Source organism: Neobacillus niacini (genome assembly GCF_000759675.1).
Lineage (GTDB): Bacteria > Bacillota > Bacilli > Bacillales > Cytobacillaceae > Neobacillus > Neobacillus niacini_A.
Genome location: NZ_BAWM01000139.1, coordinates 120090 through 138691, shown reverse-complemented (window position 1 = coordinate 138691; position 18602 = coordinate 120090). Strand labels below are relative to the sequence as shown.

Annotated in this window: 22 protein-coding genes; 6 read left to right on the top strand and 16 right to left on the bottom strand. The window is 36.3% G+C overall.

Annotated elements, in window-relative coordinates; genetic code table 11:
- Positions 1 to 330: 330 nt before the first annotated feature.
- The 4 genes from prsW to TR08_RS25850 all read right to left on the bottom strand — a co-directional run bounded on the left by prsW (position 331) and on the right by TR08_RS25850 (position 3921).
- Positions 331 to 1053, bottom strand: coding sequence for a glutamic-type intramembrane protease PrsW (prsW, locus tag TR08_RS25865; protein ID WP_045523167.1), 723 nt, complete (start codon positions 1051 to 1053; stop codon positions 331 to 333).
- Between the two features lie 161 nt (positions 1054 to 1214).
- Complete coding sequence (locus TR08_RS25860; protein WP_045523165.1) at positions 1215 to 1418, bottom strand: hypothetical protein; 204 nt, start codon at positions 1416 to 1418, stop codon at positions 1215 to 1217.
- An 18-nt stretch (positions 1419 to 1436) separates the two neighbouring features.
- Positions 1437 to 2846 (bottom strand): SpoVR family protein, encoded by a 1410-nt coding sequence (locus TR08_RS25855; RefSeq protein ID WP_045523163.1) that lies wholly within the window; start codon positions 2844 to 2846, stop codon positions 1437 to 1439.
- 88 nt (positions 2847 to 2934) lie between these two features.
- Positions 2935 to 3921, bottom strand: a complete 987-nt coding sequence (locus TR08_RS25850) for a M14 family zinc carboxypeptidase (RefSeq protein WP_045523161.1) — start codon at positions 3919 to 3921, stop codon at positions 2935 to 2937.
- A gap of 150 nt (positions 3922 to 4071) precedes the next feature.
- Here TR08_RS25850 and TR08_RS25845 point away from each other — a divergent pair, with 150 nt between their 5' ends.
- Complete coding sequence (locus TR08_RS25845) at positions 4072 to 4326, top strand: YhdB family protein (protein WP_045523160.1); 255 nt, start codon at positions 4072 to 4074, stop codon at positions 4324 to 4326.
- A 109-nt stretch (positions 4327 to 4435) separates the two neighbouring features.
- On the opposite strand, the gene TR08_RS25840 is transcribed toward TR08_RS25845, so the two are convergent.
- The 3 genes from TR08_RS25840 to TR08_RS25830 form a co-directional block, all read right to left on the bottom strand.
- The gene (locus TR08_RS25840; RefSeq protein WP_045523159.1) at positions 4436 to 5158 is read right to left on the bottom strand and encodes an SDR family oxidoreductase; all 723 of its coding nucleotides are present in this window, start codon (positions 5156 to 5158) and stop codon (positions 4436 to 4438) included.
- 45 nt (positions 5159 to 5203) lie between these two features.
- Positions 5204 to 6946: a phospho-sugar mutase gene (locus TR08_RS25835; RefSeq protein WP_045523158.1), complete on the bottom strand. Its 1743-nt coding sequence runs from the start codon at positions 6944 to 6946 to the stop codon at positions 5204 to 5206.
- A 148-nt stretch (positions 6947 to 7094) separates the two neighbouring features.
- Positions 7095 to 7481, bottom strand: a complete 387-nt coding sequence (locus TR08_RS25830; RefSeq protein WP_045523154.1) for a YhcU family protein — start codon at positions 7479 to 7481, stop codon at positions 7095 to 7097.
- Positions 7482 to 7613: 132 nt separating this feature from the next.
- Here TR08_RS25830 and TR08_RS25825 point away from each other — a divergent pair, with 132 nt between their 5' ends.
- On the top strand, positions 7614 to 8531 hold the full coding sequence (locus TR08_RS25825) for an RluA family pseudouridine synthase (RefSeq protein WP_045523152.1): 918 nt from the start codon (positions 7614 to 7616) through the stop codon (positions 8529 to 8531).
- A 40-nt stretch (positions 8532 to 8571) separates the two neighbouring features.
- Here TR08_RS25825 and TR08_RS25820 read toward each other — a convergent pair whose 3' ends face one another.
- On the bottom strand, positions 8572 to 8826 hold the full coding sequence (locus TR08_RS25820; RefSeq protein WP_045523150.1) for a GlsB/YeaQ/YmgE family stress response membrane protein: 255 nt from the start codon (positions 8824 to 8826) through the stop codon (positions 8572 to 8574).
- Positions 8827 to 9147: 321 nt separating this feature from the next.
- Between TR08_RS25820 and TR08_RS25815 the strand changes: the two genes are divergently transcribed.
- The 3 genes from TR08_RS25815 (at position 9148) to TR08_RS25805 (ending at position 11453) form a co-directional block, all read left to right on the top strand.
- On the top strand, positions 9148 to 9762 hold the full coding sequence (locus tag TR08_RS25815; RefSeq protein ID WP_045523148.1) for a DUF47 domain-containing protein: 615 nt from the start codon (positions 9148 to 9150) through the stop codon (positions 9760 to 9762).
- Between the two features lie 11 nt (positions 9763 to 9773).
- Positions 9774 to 10766, top strand: coding sequence for an inorganic phosphate transporter (locus TR08_RS25810; protein ID WP_045523147.1), 993 nt, complete (start codon positions 9774 to 9776; stop codon positions 10764 to 10766).
- Between the two features lie 111 nt (positions 10767 to 10877).
- The gene (locus TR08_RS25805) at positions 10878 to 11453 is read left to right on the top strand and encodes a YitT family protein (RefSeq protein WP_045523145.1); all 576 of its coding nucleotides are present in this window, start codon (positions 10878 to 10880) and stop codon (positions 11451 to 11453) included.
- A 35-nt stretch (positions 11454 to 11488) separates the two neighbouring features.
- Here TR08_RS25805 and proC read toward each other — a convergent pair whose 3' ends face one another.
- From proC to TR08_RS25780, 6 genes are all read right to left on the bottom strand, one after another.
- Entirely contained in the window at positions 11489 to 12289 is an 801-nt protein-coding gene (gene proC, locus TR08_RS25800) for a pyrroline-5-carboxylate reductase (protein ID WP_045523144.1), read from the bottom strand.
- Complete coding sequence (locus TR08_RS32840; RefSeq protein ID WP_193747848.1) at positions 12286 to 12450, bottom strand: hypothetical protein; 165 nt, start codon at positions 12448 to 12450, stop codon at positions 12286 to 12288. Before TR08_RS32840 ends, proC begins: the two co-directional genes overlap by 4 nt.
- Before the next feature lie 169 nt (positions 12451 to 12619).
- Complete coding sequence (locus TR08_RS25795; RefSeq protein ID WP_045523142.1) at positions 12620 to 13015, bottom strand: cytidine deaminase; 396 nt, start codon at positions 13013 to 13015, stop codon at positions 12620 to 12622.
- 26 nt (positions 13016 to 13041) lie between these two features.
- Positions 13042 to 13212, bottom strand: coding sequence for a XapX domain-containing protein (locus tag TR08_RS25790; RefSeq protein WP_045523226.1), 171 nt, complete (start codon positions 13210 to 13212; stop codon positions 13042 to 13044).
- A 22-nt stretch (positions 13213 to 13234) separates the two neighbouring features.
- Positions 13235 to 13909: a deoxyribose-phosphate aldolase gene (gene deoC, locus TR08_RS25785; protein ID WP_045523140.1), complete on the bottom strand. Its 675-nt coding sequence runs from the start codon at positions 13907 to 13909 to the stop codon at positions 13235 to 13237.
- A 112-nt stretch (positions 13910 to 14021) separates the two neighbouring features.
- A complete protein-coding gene (locus TR08_RS25780; RefSeq protein WP_045523138.1) occupies positions 14022 to 14966 on the bottom strand; it encodes a sugar-binding transcriptional regulator in 945 nt (314 codons plus the stop codon).
- A gap of 272 nt (positions 14967 to 15238) precedes the next feature.
- Here TR08_RS25780 and TR08_RS25775 point away from each other — a divergent pair, with 272 nt between their 5' ends.
- Complete coding sequence (locus TR08_RS25775; RefSeq protein WP_045523136.1) at positions 15239 to 17413, top strand: MMPL family transporter; 2175 nt, start codon at positions 15239 to 15241, stop codon at positions 17411 to 17413.
- 148 nt (positions 17414 to 17561) lie between these two features.
- Here the strand turns inward: TR08_RS25775 and TR08_RS25770 are convergent, their stop codons facing one another.
- Both TR08_RS25770 and TR08_RS25765 read right to left on the bottom strand, forming a co-directional pair.
- Positions 17562 to 17903: a cupin domain-containing protein gene (locus tag TR08_RS25770; RefSeq protein ID WP_045523135.1), complete on the bottom strand. Its 342-nt coding sequence runs from the start codon at positions 17901 to 17903 to the stop codon at positions 17562 to 17564.
- A 151-nt stretch (positions 17904 to 18054) separates the two neighbouring features.
- Complete coding sequence (locus TR08_RS25765) at positions 18055 to 18600, bottom strand: 2-oxoacid:acceptor oxidoreductase family protein (protein ID WP_045523132.1); 546 nt, start codon at positions 18598 to 18600, stop codon at positions 18055 to 18057.
- Positions 18601 to 18602: the final 2 nt, after the last annotated feature.

The window sequence follows — 18602 nt, the reverse complement described above, 5'->3', positions numbered from 1 at the left end:
TAGATATGCTAGGATAGTTGGTACAAAAGCCATAAACTGATCCCAATAGTATACTGCAACTTTATATCCCCCTTCTCATAAAACACTACATTAAGCAAAATTGTACCACATTGATTAGAAATGTCCATCTAATCAACGCAATAGCCAGCTCATACAAAAAAGATTCGACTAGGTGTCGAATCTTTTAATAAAGGGGGTCATTAAAATAAAGTTTGTAGTGTCCTAGCTACAAACTTTATTTTACGCCCTAATTATTACCGTTCTATGAATAATTTCTTAAAATATAATGAAATCTTAAAATAGAAAATGCTAAAACCGTAAAAATAATAACTATCTACTTAAAGGAAAGTATAATCTCATTCCAGATTTTAATTCCGTTCCATGTTGAATAAAGTAGTTCTTTTGGAAATGATTATAACTTGAAATTTCCGCCAATTGTACTTTTCTCATACCTAACCACCATAAGAACACCATATAAGGAGGTAACGACAGCCAAGATCCTTGGTTTAACAATAAATAATTAAATATCCCATGTAATAAAGCTGGAAGTATCATAGAACAAAGGAACCAGGGCAATTTCGAATCTTTTGTAAACTTGGCTTTGCTAATATAGTACCCCATAATAACTCCAAACAAGGCATGGCTTGAAACAGGCAGTAATGCTCGTGTAAGAGCGTATTCCATCCCATTATTCATTAAATACATAATATTTTCGGCAGTTGCAAATCCCAAAGATACAGAGGTTCCATAGACAATGCCATCAAAAGGCTCATCAAATTCCACATTCCTGTATGCAAAGATGAATAAAATGGACCATTTAAAAAATTCTTCTACCAAACCCGATGAAAAAATTGCATAAATTGAATCATATTTAACAACATTTTCTGCTTTAAGTACATATTCAATAAATGCTATCGGAAATATAAGCAACGCACCAGAAATAAACGTAAAAAGTACCATTAATACAGGTTCTGGTTCATACTTATCTTTTAAATAAAAGTAACATAATAAAGCTAATCCAGGGGCAATTCCTGCAAGTAGAATCTCTAACATTTCCAACCCCCTATGACATTTATAATATTAAATATACTTTAAAAATAACCCAAATAGACTGGAATTGAAAATTCGGGCATAGAAAAATCCCCTTGTAAGACAGTATAGCCTATCTGCCTGCACAAAAGGGATAGTTTCGCTTCATGTTCCAATTGTAATATCTAATCAATCACATTTGTTTTCATATCATCCATACAACCGACTGTTTCAGCTGCGGTATGTTCATCTGTAATGATCTGTTGATTATCCATTCCTAAAGCACATGCGTCTTCTTCTTGTTGCTTTGTGTTTTGCTCTGTCGCAAAGGAACTTGCTAATACAGCTCCTACTCCTCCAAAAAGACAAAGAAAAAGAATAATTACCAAAGAAATTTTTTTAATAATTTATAAATACTTTCTATGAACGCCTTTTCCATCATAGGAAAACAACATTCTTCGATCTTCAATCATGGTTTCAATGTGAACCGGCCTTCCCCATAATTGTTGAATATAAGGCAAAACCTTTTCAAGATATTTCACATCAAGCTCTACATCCTCATACCAATGCTTCAGATATAATTCACCGTTCTTCAAATAGTCACCGTCATTGACAGTAATGTATGGGAAACCTCCATTTACGCGCATATTAACCAACTGATCACGGACATGTTCCCATTGTTTATCAACTATTTTATAATCTCTTCCCTGTTTTTGAAAAAGATACATGTCTTCTCTCATTACAAGGTCTTTGTTTAAATAATTGCGTAAAAACGATATGTCTGATTCAACTTCACGAACTTCAAACATCTTTTCCCGACCAGAGCCTGGCGTAACTCCTCTTTTTATCATATCTTCTGTTGGATTATCATATCGTTCTTCAATATCCTCAAATATTTTAATGCCAAGATAGTATGGGTTTATTCCTGTTTTTGATGGCTGTACGACCCCAGCATTTAATTTTGCAAACTCAATTGCTTCCCCACTGGTTAAGTCCATCTCTCTGATGATTCGCTGGTGCCAATAGGAAGCCCAGCCTTCATTCATAATTTTCGTTTCAAGCTGTGGCCAAAAATACAGCATTTCTTCACGCATCATGGTTAAAATATCTCGCTGCCAATCAGTTAGCTCTCTGCTATACGTTTCTATAAATAATAATAAGTCCTTTTCAGGTCTAGGTGGAAATTGTTTTTTTCTAGGCTGAGTCGGCTGCTTTTTGTCCTTATCATCTAACTTCCATAAATCGTCATATGGAGTGACGGATTGCTGGGTCTCTTCTTCCATATCATCTTCCAATGACCATGCAAGTTTTGGTCTCATTAATGAAGGATCAATATGTTCATCAATAGCCAGCACCGCATCTAGGAACATCTCGACTTCCTTTTTGCCGAATTGAATCTCATAAAGCCGGATTCTTTCTGCTGTTGCTGCCATGCTTTCAACCATATCCCGCTTGGTATTTTGGAAACGGACATTATTCTTAAAGAAATCACAATGAGCAAGTACGTGTGCAACGATTAATTTATTTTGTATAAGCGAATTAGAATCTAATAAGAAGGCATAACAAGGATTTGAATTGATAACCAGTTCATAAATTTTACTTAATCCTAAATCATAATGAAGCTTCATCTTATGAAACTGCTTCCCAAAGCTCCAATGTGAAAATCTGGTCGGCATACCATAAGCACCAAAAGTGTAAATGATTTCTGCTGGGCAAATTTCATATCGCATAGGATAAAAATCTAAGCCAAAGCCTCGGGCAATTTCGGTTATTTCACTAATTGCGTATTCAAGAGCTTTGCGATCGTCCCCATTCATTGCCATTCCCCCTTTTCCTCTTACCACAATGTATGAAGTAATTCTGGGAATGATGAAACAAGATGTAAAAAACAACAAGTCCATCTGCTTATTTTCGCTTTTTCAAGTCCTTTGCTTCTTCTGCCAAGGTTAGTCCCACATATTTATTACTATCCCACTCGGTCTCAAAGACCGACAGAGGCGGGGATGTTTCTCCAACAAGCGGGCTTATTTCAATTGTCAATGCTGGGCGATGATATTTGATTATAAACCAATCGGTAAACCCACCTCCAATAGCATGTTTAGGTGGATTTCCAAGCTTATATCCGGTTAATTTTGATATTTTTTTAGCAATACGTTTATCTCGACGAAGATGTTTGCCATTTTGATATTTCCAAAAAACCTCTCTTCCTGCCGAATGGTATGCAACCGCTATCTCAGGATTTATTTCACGAATGAATTTTGTTAATACCTGTACTTCTTTTGCTTGCAACGGCTTCTCACCTTTATAAAATTGGTAAAAAGGGGTATTAGGTTGATTATTTAGCTCTTTCCATCCCGCAGGATATTGTCTATTTAGATCCAGTCCAATTCCATTTGCTTTCCAACGTTCAAAATTGTCTATTCCATCATTCATAATTAACAGATGGTTTTTTTTTGTATTTGAAAACTGATTTAGTTCATTTTGCTGAATAGTAACACCATCTGGATTGAGCATTGGAATAAACCAGATGGAAACATCGTTTAATATATCTGTTGACATCGATTCAAATTTAGATTGTTCCTGATAAGCATATGCATATCCCTCGAGTTTCTTCATTAAAAGCATACTGGTTATCCATTCACGTCCATGATGTGCCCCAATTAAAACGATATTGTGCTTTCCACTTCCAAGCTTAATGGCATAAATTGCCCTTCCAAAATGGGTCTTCCCAATACTTTTTACTTCTACTGCCTTATGTTTATACTGGATTTTCGTAATATCCCGCTTCAGTATTTCGTACGAATAAGGACGGTTTGTCTCAACAATTTTTGCATTTGATACAATTTCAAATTGTAAAAATAAAAACAACAAAATACATACTAGTTTCTTCATAAAACCTCCTTTTTGAAACCAAAACCTTACTTGTTATACAGGTAAATGTTGAAAATCGCGTTATATCGGCTTGTCCAACATTTTCTGTGAAATTTCTCTGCAAAATATCATAAAATAACTTCAACTCCTAGTAAGGAGGAGACAAAACAAATGAATAAAATGGATTATGATCGAGCTTTGTATTATACACATCGATCTGAATGGGATAATTTGCTGATACTCATGGTACGAACTAAAGATCAATTTTTATCAAAGAGGATAGAGCAATTCCTGCATGCTTACCACTTTGAACGTGACTATTCAGTAATTGAAAACAAACTATATTCGCTCCTTCGTTACATCGACCATGCTAACGAAACCATTGAACCTGATAATAATGAGTTACCGATGTATAGTCTTTCCTGAAATAACAAGTGGATACTATTTTTGTTGAGAAATTTTTACCAAACCGGATTAAAGAATTCCACCAAAAAAACGGCTTCCGGGAAGGAAGCCGTTTTAAATGGGTGTTATATTAAGCAATTGGATATTGCTGGACAAGAGGATGAAGGACAATCTCATCAATGAGCATATACTTAGGTGCTGAAGCCATATATACGACTGCATTTGCAATATCTTCCACTTTAAGCCAATCTTGTTTTTCAGGTAGTCCTTGTTTAGATTCAGCAAAATAGGTATCAACCATTCCTGGATTGATGGTGCCCACCCTAATACCATAATCACGTACTTCTTGTGCTACAGAACCAGAAAAACCTTGTACAGCATATTTAGTAGCTGTATAGGCTGCACCGTTTGGAATGGTATATCTAGCTACATCAGATGAAATGGTAATAATGGTACCCGATTTCCGCTCTTTCATATGTGGAAGGACAGCCTTTGTAGCAAGGAACACCCCTTGTACATTTACTTCAAACACCCTTTTCCATTCTTCAAGCGTGACTTCCTCTGTTAATTTAAAGAATCCAACACCTGCATTATTAACCAGCATGTCTACATGACCATATTCTTCAATCGTTTTCTTGACCACTTGCTGCAAGTCTTCTTCCTTTGAAACATCAGCTTGAATCGGCAGTACATGTGAAAAACCTTTACTCTTTAGCTCATCGGCCGTTTCTGAAATTTGTGCCGAACTACCTATTATCGCCAATTTCATTCCTTGGTCAGCAAGTTTTACTGCAATTTCTTTGCCGATTCCTCTTGAAGCCCCGGTAACAATAGCAATTTGATTCCTTAGCATGTTTTTTCTTTCCTTTCATGTTAAATCTAAGATGTCATGAAGATTTTAGTTCTCTGTTACCATTTTGATTTTTTCGTCAACCAGTTCCATAAAATTCTTTTCAATTTCAAGTAACTTACTTCTGCTTTCATCCAAGCTTTTACTATTTACACCAAAATAGAATTTTACTTTTGGTTCCGTACCAGATGGTCTCAAACAAACCCATGAGCCATCAGTGAAGGTATATTTTAATACATTAGATTTTGGTAAGTCAATTTTCTCTTCACCATTAGATGTTTGTCGAATACCTGTTAGGTAATCTTCAGAAATGGAAATCGTTAAGTCACCAAGCTGCTTAATTGGTTCGGATCGGAAAGAAGCTAAGATGCGCTGAATCTGTTCCGCACCTTCTTTACCCTTTAAAGTTAACGATCTAAGACCTTCTTGATAATAACCATACTTTTCAAATACTTGCAGTAATCCTTCATAAAGCGACAAGCCCTGTTTTTTATAAAAAGCACACACTTCTACCGCTAAAAGTGCAGCTTGAACCGCATCCTTATCACGGGCAAAGTCTCCAATTAAATAACCATAGCTTTCCTCATACCCAAATAAGAAAGTATACTCTCCAGTGGACTCATACCCCTTAATCTTTTCAGCAATAAATTTAAAGCCAGTAAGCACATCAAAAGTGTCTAATTTGTAATCTTGGGCGATTTTTCTACCAATTTCTGATGTGACAATCGTTTTAAGCACAACTCCATTTGCAGGAAGAGTCCCTTTGCTTTGCTTTTGTGAAAGTATGTAATCTAATAAGAGTGCTCCTGTTTGGTTCCCCGTTAAAACGACATACTCTCCTTCATGGTTACGAACAGCAATTCCTAAACGGTCTGCATCTGGATCTGTTGCGATTAACAGGTCGGCTCCAACTTTTTTTCCATCCCTTATGGCTAATTCAAATGCTGCATGTTCCTCAGGATTTGGACTTTTTACTGTTGAAAATTCAGGATCTGGCAGCTCCTGTTCCTTTACAACGGTTACGTTCGTATAACCCAAGGCAGCCAAGGCTTGGCGAACAGGTTTATTAGCTGTTCCATGCAATGGTGTAAATACAATCTTTACATCTGTTTCTTTTGAAATGGATGGATTTTCAGAAATGGTTGTTAATTTTTCTATATAAGCTTGATCAATCTCTGCACCAATTGTGTTAATTAATCCAAGGGCTCTAAGATTTTCTTCAGAGTCTACCTCTATCAACAATTCATTTTCTATTTCGTTAACCTTCGCAATTACCTCGTCTGCTGCGTCAGGTGGCAACTGACCTCCGTCAGAACCATATACTTTATATCCATTGTATTCTGGCGGGTTATGGCTTGCTGTAATGACAATACCGGAAAAGGCGTTTAAATACCTCAAGGCAAATGATAGTTCAGGAGTTGGTCTTAACTCATCGAACACGTAAGTTTTTATCCCTTTTGTTGCAAGTGTTTTGGCAGCCTCCATACAAAACTCTGGAGATTTATGTCGTGAATCGTAGGCAATCACTACTCCTCTTTGCTTTGCCTCACTACCTTGTTCGTCTATGTATGCAGCTAATCCAGCAGATGCTTTACGAACCGTATATAGATTCATTCGATTGGTTCCTACACCAATCTCCCCTCGCATCCCGCCAGTACCAAACTCAAGATTTTTATAAAAAACTTCTTCTAATTGTTTTTCATCATTTTTTATTTCCTCAAGCTGCAGCTTTAACTCTTCATTTAGGTTAGAGTAGTCAATCCACCTTTTTGCATTTTCTTTCCAATCCATAATGTTATCCTCCTCGTTAGTTCCATCATGTTATTGTTTGAATTTCCCAATACACTTACACCTTCTATTTATTTTATATTGTATCTCTGTTAGTTCCAAGGATAATTAATAAAAAAATGTCTGCATTTGCAGACATTTTTTCCTGATTTTAAACTAATAGTTCATTTGCAGCCTTGATATATATACTAAACACACTGTTTTTCATATTTTTTGCTTCAACGAATTGTTCAAACTCAAACGGAAAGAAAAGACCAAACTCTTGTAGAGTGGTAACATTTTTATTAAATAATGCAGCATATTGATCTTCGAGAGTTGTAAATTCAAGTATTGATATTACCGTTTGCATACTGGTCATTACTTGAAAAGCATCCTTTAAAGTATTAAAGTCATCTGGAGTATGCAATACTTTTAATTGTTCAAACTCACTAATTTCTTTATCCGTAAAATAGAGTGGAAAAACAGTTGAATAGATATACCTCACAAGTCCACAAATTTCTTCTTCCTGACCTGGTGTCGAGGCAAAAACAATTTTCACTTGTAACCCACCTTTGCGATAACAATAATCTATCGTAATATATACATAAGAATAGCATAGGTGAGGGCGATTTTTCGGTGGTAATTATAACCACGACCTATTATAGAGAATCTCAAGATATGAGGAGTTAAGATGCTTAAACACACGCGAAAAGGCAATTGGATGGAAATTAATACACCAAAAAGATGGGCAGGTAAGACCATTGAGGATATCTTTCGAAAGGATTGGGAGGTCCCAAAGAAACTTACTCACATATTCCGTATGGAAAACAAAATTTTAGTAAATGGCAATAAAGCTAGTTGGAGCTCCCCACTTAATTTAGGAGATAAGGTGCTCATTAAATTATTTGAAGAAGAGTCACTGAATAACACACATGCTTTCTTCTATGATGTACAAGTTTTATTTGAAGACGATCATGTGATCGTTTTTAATAAACCGCCTTTTATGAACACCCACCCAAATGACGATACGGATAAAGACACCCTGCTAAATGCCGCTCAATTCTATTTACAATCAAAAGGTGAAAAGGCTACTATACGGCAGGTACATCGTTTAGACAGGGATACCACAGGTGCTATTCTCTTTGCTAAACATGCATTAGCCGGTGCGATTTTAGACAGAATGCTCGAGAAACATGAAATTAAACGGACCTATATTGCAATCGTTCAAGGTCATTTAAGGAAGAAGAAAGGAACCATACATGAGCCAATAGGACGGGACCGGCACCATCCAACTAGGAGACGTGTTTCTCCAACTGGACAAGAAGCAATTACTCACTACCAGCTTATTAAAGAAGAAAACAGTAACTCATATGTAAAATGCTTGCTTGAAACAGGGAGAACGCATCAAATACGTGTACATTTAAGTCACATTGGGCACCCATTACTTGGAGATATATTATATGGAGGGAAACCAATACTCAAGAGGCAGGCACTCCACGCTGCAAAATTAGAATGCATTCATCCCATCACTGGAGAAGAAATCATTTGCTATGCTCCATTTATTGATAACCCTCCTATATTTCGGAGTATTGACATTTACACCATTTGAGAAAAATTAAGAGGTCTCCCATTTGGGAGGCCTCTATTTATTAGTCAGCTTTTCTAAATGCTCTCATTACAAGTGATAATAGGAAGACGAGAACAACCGATCCGATAATAGCAGGGATAATCGCAAAATCGGCTACATTGGGTCCCCAATCTCCTAATATTAAAGTACCGAGCCATGCACCAACAAACCCAGCAATTATATTTCCAATAATACCACCTGGAATATTTCTACCTACAATAAGTCCAGCTAACCAGCCAATAACTCCACCGACGATTAATGCCCAAAGGAAACTCATTCTGAACACTCCTTTTTTTGTATACTTTCGTTTTATAACACGGTTTTTTACTAATAAACATTACTGCCGTGTACCATTAAAGTACCCATTTTATTAATTTACATACAAAGGAATATACTCAGTTCAATAATATACATAATAATATTTGTTCGGGAAACATTAAAAGACGAATAAAGCAAACTCGATATGAAAATGTTCAGAATATTCTTTTGTTAAGTTTTTGTAAATTAGGTAAACTTTTTATGTTTTTTTTGTATTTTTTCGATAAAATGTTGAACGTTGGTCTAAAATCTTTTTACATAATTTTAGGGGGATAAAAAAATGGCAAAAAAAGTTGATAAATTTTCTGCTCTATTAAGTAATATTTCTTCTAACTTAAAGGAAGGCGCAAATTACTTTGCTGATTATAAATTAAAAAATGTAAGTGATTTGAAAATTTTCTCAGAAAAGATGAAAGAAATTGAAACAAAGGGTGATTCCTTTGTTCATGAAGTAATTAAACAATTAAATGATGCATTTATCACTCCTATTGAACGTGAAGATATTCTCCATCTAGCAAACAGCATGGATGACGTACTGGACGGTCTAGAAGCGACAGCTGCATTATTTGAAATGTATTCAATCACACAGGCAGATGATTTTATGATCCAATTTGTTGATGCGATAAAATCCAGTGTTCATGAAATTGATAAAGCGATTTTACTTTTATCCAATAAAAAGCTCCCACAAATGAGAGAACACGCAATAAAAATAAAAGATTATGAATCTAAATGCGATAATATCCTTCGTCAGTCGATTAAGCATTTATTTACAGTCGAAAAAGATCCAATAAGAATTATTCAGTTTAAGGAAATTTATGAAAATCTTGAGGATATTGCTGATAGCTGCCAGTCCGTTGCGAATACACTTGAAGCCATTATCATGAAAAATGCATAAGGAGCAAACAAATGGAAATATTAATTATTTTAGTTGTCATTGGTGCCCTTGCATTTGACTTTATTAATGGGTTCCATGATACGGCTAACTCGATTGCAACCTCTGTTTCTACAAAGGCACTAAGACCACGTCAGGCCATTCTGTTAGCTGCTATTATGAATTTTGTTGGAGCAATGACGTTTACAGGTGTAGCTAAATCCATTTCTAAGGATATTGTCGATCCTTTTACACTTGAAAATGGATCCGTGGTTATTCTAGCCGCACTAATATCAGCTATTTTTTGGAACTTATTAACTTGGTATTTTGGAATCCCAAGTAGTTCTTCGCACGCAATCATTGGTTCAATTGCAGGAGCAGCGCTTGCTTCAGCCGGTTTTGGTGCACTTAACTACGGTGGTTTCTTGAAAATCATCCAAGCTCTAATTCTTTCACCAATATTAGCCTTCGCCGTCGGATTTATTGTTTACAGTATTTTTAAAGTGGTGTTTAAGAATGCAAATTTAGCGAAGACCAATCGAAATTTTCGTTATATGCAAATCGCCACTGCAGCCCTACAGTCATACTCACATGGAACGAATGATGCACAAAAGGCAATGGGGATTATCACGATGGCTTTAATTGCTAATGGTTATCTTGGAGCTAATGCTGAAGTTCCATTTTGGGTACAATTCTCCTGTGCGCTGGCAATGGGATTAGGTACATCTGTTGGAGGATGGAAAATTATTAAAACCGTTGGTGGTAAGATTATGAAAATTCGACCAATTAACGGGGTAGCGGCAGATTTGACTGGTGCAGCTGTTATATTTGGGGCAACTTTCTTACATGTTCCTGTTAGTACTACACATGTCATTTCTTCTGGTATTTTAGGGGTTGGTGCTTCACACCGCCTAAAGGGCGTAAAATGGGACACTGCTCAAAGAATGCTAATTACTTGGGTTATTACACTTCCTATTTCAGCAGGAATTGCAGCAATATGTTATTTTATTTTAAATCTTTTCTTTTAAAACATAGATTAAAGAGGATGATTTGTTCATCCTCTTTTTTTAATTTCAACACTTCTAAATAAAAATCATTTTCATACTTTTTATGTAGGGACAAGTTTGGAGTGATTTTAATTGAAACAAAAAATTATTGCTATTCTGATTGGCAGCTTATTATTAAGCCTTGGTGTTAATGGGTTTCTAGTGCCCTATCATCTGCTTGATGGCGGCGTGATCGGTTTAGGGTTAATCATTCACTATTTTTACGGTTGGCCAACAGGCCTTAATATGATTGTTTTAAGTCTTCCTCTCTACATCTTGGCATGGTTTTTTGAAAGACGTTATTTTTATTACAGTCTGCATGGACTTATTATCTCTTCTTTTTGCATTGACTTACTTTCATTTATAAGTGGAAAAATACAGCTTGGAATTTTTCCTAGTACAATAATTGGCGGTATTCTTGTAGGAGTGGGTATCGGTTTAATGCTCCGTTATGAAACAAGTACAGGTGGGACTGATTTACTAGCCCAGATTATAACTAAATTTACTTCTGTTAATATAGGCATTATTATATTTTTGATTGATGGTCTTGTCATTACTAGCGGGATTCAAGTGGTGGGAATAGAAAAATTCTTTTACTCACTACTAACCATTATTTGTGTGGGCTTAATGACTTCTTTAACTGTAATTAATAGACCAGAAACATATTAATGTAAAAGAAAGAACCTGCAACAAAGTCGCAGGTTCTATAATGACTTTACTTTTTCAGTACAGCTTTCCATTGCAGCTAATACGGAACCGCGAAATTGCTTCTTTTCAAGTTCAGCTACTGCTTCTATCGTTGCCCCTCCTGGCGTGCACACATTATCTTTAAGTTCTCCTGGATGACTATCGGTTTCTAATACCATTTTAGCAGCGCCAAGAACTGCCTGTGCTGCCAAACGATATGCTTTATCCCTTGGAATTCCCTGCTTGACACCTCCGTCAGCCATAGCTTCTATCAACATATAAACATAGGCCGGAGATGATCCACTTATAGCTGGCACTGCATCCATTAATTTTTCATCAAGCCTCTCTGTTTTACCAAACGTATGAAAAAGACGTTCAACTTCCAATACCTCTTCCTCGCTAAGTCTCTCATTTGAACAAATAGCACTCATCCCCTCGCCAACCAACGAAGGAGTGTTGGGCATTGTCCGAACCGCCTTTACACTAAAACCAAATTCCTTTTCGATATCAGCCAATGTAATTCCAGCCGCAATGGTAATAATAGTACATTCATGATTAATGTCATTTTTTATCTCATCAATTACCTTTGCATGTTGGTCTGGTTTTACTGCTAGGATTAGAATGTTTGCAAACTTTGCAACTTCTCGATTATCATTGGTCGTAAGTATTTGGTAATTAGATTTGACCTTTTCAATTGTTCCTTCTGTTTTAGCGCTTACGATAATGTTTTCTTTTGGAATCATCCTTGATTTAAGAATTCCCTCTATCATCGCTTGAGCCATTTTCCCCGCACCGATAAATCCGATCTTTTTACTCAATCCACTACACCTGCTTTATCTTTTTCAATTTTTGTCTTTCCGTATGTTTCTTTAATAATATCATACGATTTTATTAACCTTTCATAAAATAATGGCTGATTCCACTCATCCCAAGAATAAATAATTACATCTTTTTGTTGGAGTATGTTATTTGTAAACATTATCAATTATCGAAATAAACAAATTTTTCTTCATTACCACTCTCATTCTTCCTCATTCATATTCATTTTCGATATCGTATTTGGGAGCTATCTGCTCTTTTTTTTAATTATGCCCTTTTTAATAAAATGCATGAAAAAAGAGACAGGATTGTCATCCTGTCTCAACTTTTTATTTTAAATCTTCTGGAGAAAATGCACCTGGAAGAAGGTCTTTCACTAGGATTCTTTGAATGTCACCCTTTAAATTCGTAAGGATAACCTCCATCTCAGAATCACAAAGCTCAGATATTACCTGCCGGCAGGCACCACAAGGTGGAACTGGCCGATTAGTATCAGCCACCACTATTAGTGAATCGAACTGAGTAACACCTTCAGAGTAAGCCTTAAATAAAGCGGTTCTTTCTGCACAGTTCGTCATTCCATATGATGCATTTTCAATATTACATCCATGAAATACTTTCCCGTCTTTAGCTAAAAGAACAGCTCCAACCTGAAATTTCGAATAAGGCACATAGGCAAACTCTCGTGCTTTGACTGCTTCTGCCATTAGCTGTTTTTCATCCATTATGTTCACACTCCGCAATCGTCATTTTATCCTTGGAAGAACTTTACCATCCAACCAGCAACCACGCCGCCAAAATACACACCAAAGACGCCGACTACTGCTGAAAATACTGGCGGAGCAGGTAATGGAAGCTTCATAAATTTAAAAATGATTCCAACAATTAATCCAGCAAGCAATGCTAATAATACTTCTTTCATTTCTTTTCCCTCAAATCGTAAATTAATAATTACTTTGAGAAATTTCACCTTTACTAATAGACACTCCAGAACTTGCACCGATACGAGTAGCTCCTGCTTCGATCATTGCAAGTGCATCCTCACGGCTGCGAACGCCTCCAGAAGCTTTTACACCAATTTCAGGTCCAACTGTTTCTCGCATTAAACGGATATCTTCAACTGTAGCCCCGCCCGTAGAAAATCCTGTTGAGGTTTTTACAAAATCTGCTCCAGCCTTCACTGAAAGTTCACACGCTCTTACTTTTTCTTCTTTCGTTAAAAGACAAGTCTCAATTATAACCTTTGTTAAAGCTTTACCTTTCGCTGCCTCAACAACTGCTTTGATATCTCTTTCAACTAAATCATCTTGATTATCCTTAAGTGCCGCAATGTTGATCACCATATCGATTTCATTTGCTCCATTTTCAATCGCATTTTTTGTTTCAAATGCTTTTGTTTCTGGTGTAGATGCTCCTAAAGGAAATCCAATTACAGTACATACTTTTACTTCTGGGGTATCTTTAAGCATATCTGCTGATATTTTTACCCAAGTTGGATTGACACATACGGAAGCGAAAGAATATTTCTTAGCTTCTTCTACTAACTTCACGATTTCATCCCTGGTCGCATCCGCTTTTAATAATGTATGGTCAATCATTCTATTAACACTTTGAGTCATTTTGTACATCCTCCCTGTTTTAGACAAGCAAAAAATTCATTGTTTATATTCACAATGTAACTATAACAAAAGGATTGAACATTTGTAAATGCATTTTTGAACAAATGTAAAATCATTGTGTTTTATCGAGTAAAAATTTTGCGGTGAATTGATCGGTTATTAAAACATTGGCATAATTCCCCTTTAATGCGCCATAAATCCCCTCAATTTTATTAGGACCGCCTGCAACAAGTATGGAATGTTCCTTTTTTCGTAAGTCCTCTAGTTTAACTCCCAATGTTCTTTCATTTAGGCTTTCATGACAAACTTCGCCATCTTTATCAAAGAAACGAGAACAAATATCGCCAACTGCTTTTTCATTTAATGCTTTTTGGTCACTCTCAGTAAAATAGCCCATTTGAAATAATAAGGATTCTTTCTTGATGGAACCAATTGTAAACAGTGCTATGTTAGCCTTTTTACCCAGTTCAAGAATTTTTTTTATATGGCGATCAGCTTCCATTGCCTGCTTTACAACAACATGGTCAACAATCGCCGGCAAAGGAAGATTAAGAGGTGTTGTATTGTACGCCTTACCAAAAAGATACAAGATTTCTGAAGCGTAATTATTGGTTTCAGCATGACTGACGCCGCCTTTTAGCTGCACAACCTTTACATCTTTGACAAATTTCTGTTTTAGCTTCACTGCAATGTGGTATAGCGTTGTTCCCCATGTTACCCCGATAATGTCTTGATCTTTTACTATTTCATGGAGATACAATGCTGCTTTTTCCCCAAGATAATTTTTAATGATATGATTTTCAAATTGCGGAATAGGTGCGACAATTGCTCTTTTTAAATTGAACTTTTTTTCTAACTGAGCGGCTAAGTTTTCAACATCCTCAGTTGGGTCCATGATATTTATTTGGACGATTCCCTCGCTTTTTGCTTGTTGTAATAAACGGGACACTGTGGGGCGCGAAACACCCAATATCTTGGCAATTTCGTTTTGATTATGATCCAATAAATAATATAATTTTGCTGCTTCAATCACTTTACTTAGTTTCTCTCGGTCCACTGTTCATCACCTTCTATCCTGACTTTTTTATTATTATAGCAAGATATGATGTTTAATCCATAACTTTTTTACATTTGTAAAATATTAATTGAACATTATTTTATATTTAATCTCTTCCTCTATGTTTGTATTTTCATTATTAATTGTGGGAATGATTCTTATCATATTTAATGTATCCATTTCATTTGCCATGAAATAGTCAACCATTACTCTTTGTGAGTTCTGCTATACTGTGGTAAGGGAATAATTCCCTATTAAGAGGAGGTCTCAAAATGGAGAAACTTGGAGGAATTATATACCAATATCGAAAATGGGTACTTGCCCTTTGGATACTGATTATTGGAATATCAGGAGTTTTCGCATTAAAATTACCTTCTGTACTTAGCGGAAACGGCTTTGAATATAATGGTGAATACAATGAAACAAGAAAACTGCTTGAAAGAGACTTTGGTCAAGCAAAATCTTCTATCATACTTGTCTTCCATAGAGAAAGCACTGTTAGTGAACATGAATGGAATCAGTTTATCCAAGCAACCTTTGAGAATCTAAAAGAATTCAATGGTGCCAAACATATCACCACTCCATTTGAAAGAGATGGGATGATAAAAGATGAATATGCATATGGGCTTTTATCCTTTGATAAAAAAGCAGAAGACTTAAGCAATGAAATTGATCAATTGAACAAGATCCTAAAAAATACAAAAGGATTAAGCGTTACTATGACTGGTGAGCCTATTATTGTTCAAGATCTTAATATCGCCAGCCAAGAGGATTTAGCCAAAGCTGAAATGATAGGACTGCCTATTGCTTTGATTGTCTTGGTCCTTGCTTTTGGAGGGTTAATTGCAGCCTCCATACCGATTGTAATCGGGGTTGTTTCAATTTTAACTACAATGGGTGCTGTATTCTTTTTTAGTTATAGTACCGATTTGACCATATTTATTCTAAATATTGTTCCTATGATAGGACTCGCGCTAAGCATTGACTTTGCCTTATTATTAATAAACCGCTACAAAGAAGAATTACATACTAAATCCATTCAGGAAGCTATTGAAATTAGCGTAGCAACCGCTGGACGTTCCATTATATTTTCAGGACTTTGTGTTTTTATTGGCTTATCCGCTCTATGGTTGATACAAATTGATATATTTCAGAATGTTGCTCTTGGTGGTATGGTAGTCGTATTTATTTCTGCCTTTTGTGCCTTGACCTTTCTTCCAGCCTTCCTAGCCGTTATTGGAACTAGAATTAACAAATTTAGCATCCTTCGGATAACTGATACGAAAACAAGTATTTGGTATAGGTTTGCAAAGTTTGTCATGAGGCGCCCGGTTCTGATGGCAGGGGCAGCCCTAGCCATACTCCTTGCCGGTCTTGTTCCTGTTGCTCAGATGACTATGTCTATCCCAGGGACAGAATCACTTCCTGCAAAATATCCATCAAGGGTAGCATTTGAAGCCTTCGAGGAGAATTTTATCCCTAAAGATAAACGGAATGAAAAGAAAGTAACAGTCGTGATTGAAACAAAAGGAGATGTTTTAGAAACAAGTAATCTTGAGAAGGTAAGCAGCTTTCTTGAAAAGCTTTCAAAGGATAAACTTGTTGATACTGTGGATTCTCCATTTTCCGCGACAGGTATTCAGGATGAGGAAATATTATCTCAACTGCTTCGGTTTGGACAAAATGAACAAACCACACCCATACTTGACTATTTTGTTAGAGACAATAAAATGCTGATTGAAGTTTATTTAAAAACTACTGACCATTCTGCTGAAGCTAGAGAATGGATTCGTGATTGGTCCAGCAGGGAAATGGGCTTGACAACCCATTTTGGAGGAACGATAAAGTTTGAGCAAGAAATCTTTGATGAGATATTTAAGAAGGCTCCTTATGGATTGTTATTAATTATTGTCTCAACCTTCTTCATTCTAATGGCCGCTTTTCGTTCCATCCTAATTCCATTAAAGGCGATTTTAATGAATATATTAAGCCTTAGCTGTACATTCGGAATTGTCGTCTGGATTTTCCAGCAGGGGCATTTAGGAGTAGAGCCTGCGGATATTGCCCTAATTTTACCCGTTTTTGTATTCACTCTCGTCTTTGGACTATCAATGGATTACGAAGTGTTTTTGATTTCGAGGATTCAGGAGTTTTATTTAAAAACAGGTGATAATACAGAAGCTACGATATCCGGTTTAACATATACAAGTAAAATTATTACTTCCGCAGCTGCAATTATGATTGTTGTAACAGGTGCCTTTGCCTTTACAGGCGTAATGCCTATCAAGCAGTTAGGTGTCGGCATCGCGATTGCTATCTTCATTGATGCCACAATCGTCAGGATGGTTCTTGTTCCTGCATTGATGAAGTTATTTGGAGACTGGAACTGGTGGTTCTTTGGATATAAAAATAAAGGTCAAAAAAAGCATGGAAAGCAGCCAGCCTAAAATCACACCTGGTTCCGATACGGCTGCAATTTGGAATACTAATGAAGGACAAATCGTTCCAAGATTGCTTACGAAATGTCCTTCATAACACAAGATTGCAAAGGGAACCCGTTACTAAAATCAGTTGGCTTTCCTTTTGTAATTCTAGTTATATATTTTTTGCGTATTGTTCGCTTGGTATTTTACTTAATACTACATATAAGCTTACGGGTTCACTGCCTGTGTTGTTAAAGGCCAGCTCTTCTTCCCCTCCTACATGTACCAAATCTGCTTCAGATACCACTGATTCCTGAGCATCAATGATGAATGTACCGCTTCCTGTTACTACATAAAGATATACCTCTGTACCTGGGTGCTTATGGACTGGGAGCTGTTGTCCAGGTAAGAAATTCAATACAAATGCTGTAGTTTCACCTTTTTTGTAGATGATTCTTTTCGTAAATCTTTCTTCACTGAACTCCTGGTAGGCTTTAATTGAATTTATCTCCATCCTAAATTCCCTCCTAGTGTTTATACTAATATCCTAACTGAAAATCATTTTCAATTAAGTGAAGCATATCACTTGTAGTTATTTCTCACAATTACATGAAACAAACAGAAAGAAAAAGCCGACTCAACATTTGTCGGTCGGCTAATTTTACTTAATGCGTTACGGAAATCATTGAAGTACCCTTATTTAGTGCTTGTTTGTTGACTTCAATCAAATGGTGCTTATCTTCTGACAAGACTTTTTTCAAAGAATGGATAACAGATTCACATGAAACGACTCTTGTAAGTTCTATAAAAGCTCCCAACAAAATCATATTCGCGACCCGTACATTCCCCATATCATTTGCAATATCTGTAGCAGTTAATTCGATCACCTTGATATCACTTCGCTTTGAAACTCTTGCGACTAATGATGAATTGATAATCAATAATCCTCCTGGACTTACAAGCGGCTCGAATTTGTCAAAGGAAGGGTTATTTAGAACAATCGCTGTTGAAGGATATGTAACCAGCGGTGACCCTACTTGTTCATCGCTGACTACTACCGCACAATTAGCTGTACCTCCTCGTTGTTCTGGACCATAAGATGGTAGCCAAGAGACAGCTTTACCTTCAAACATCCCGGCATAGGCAATCAACTGTCCCATGGACATAACTCCCTGTCCACCGAATCCCGCAATGATAGTTTCTTCCAACATCG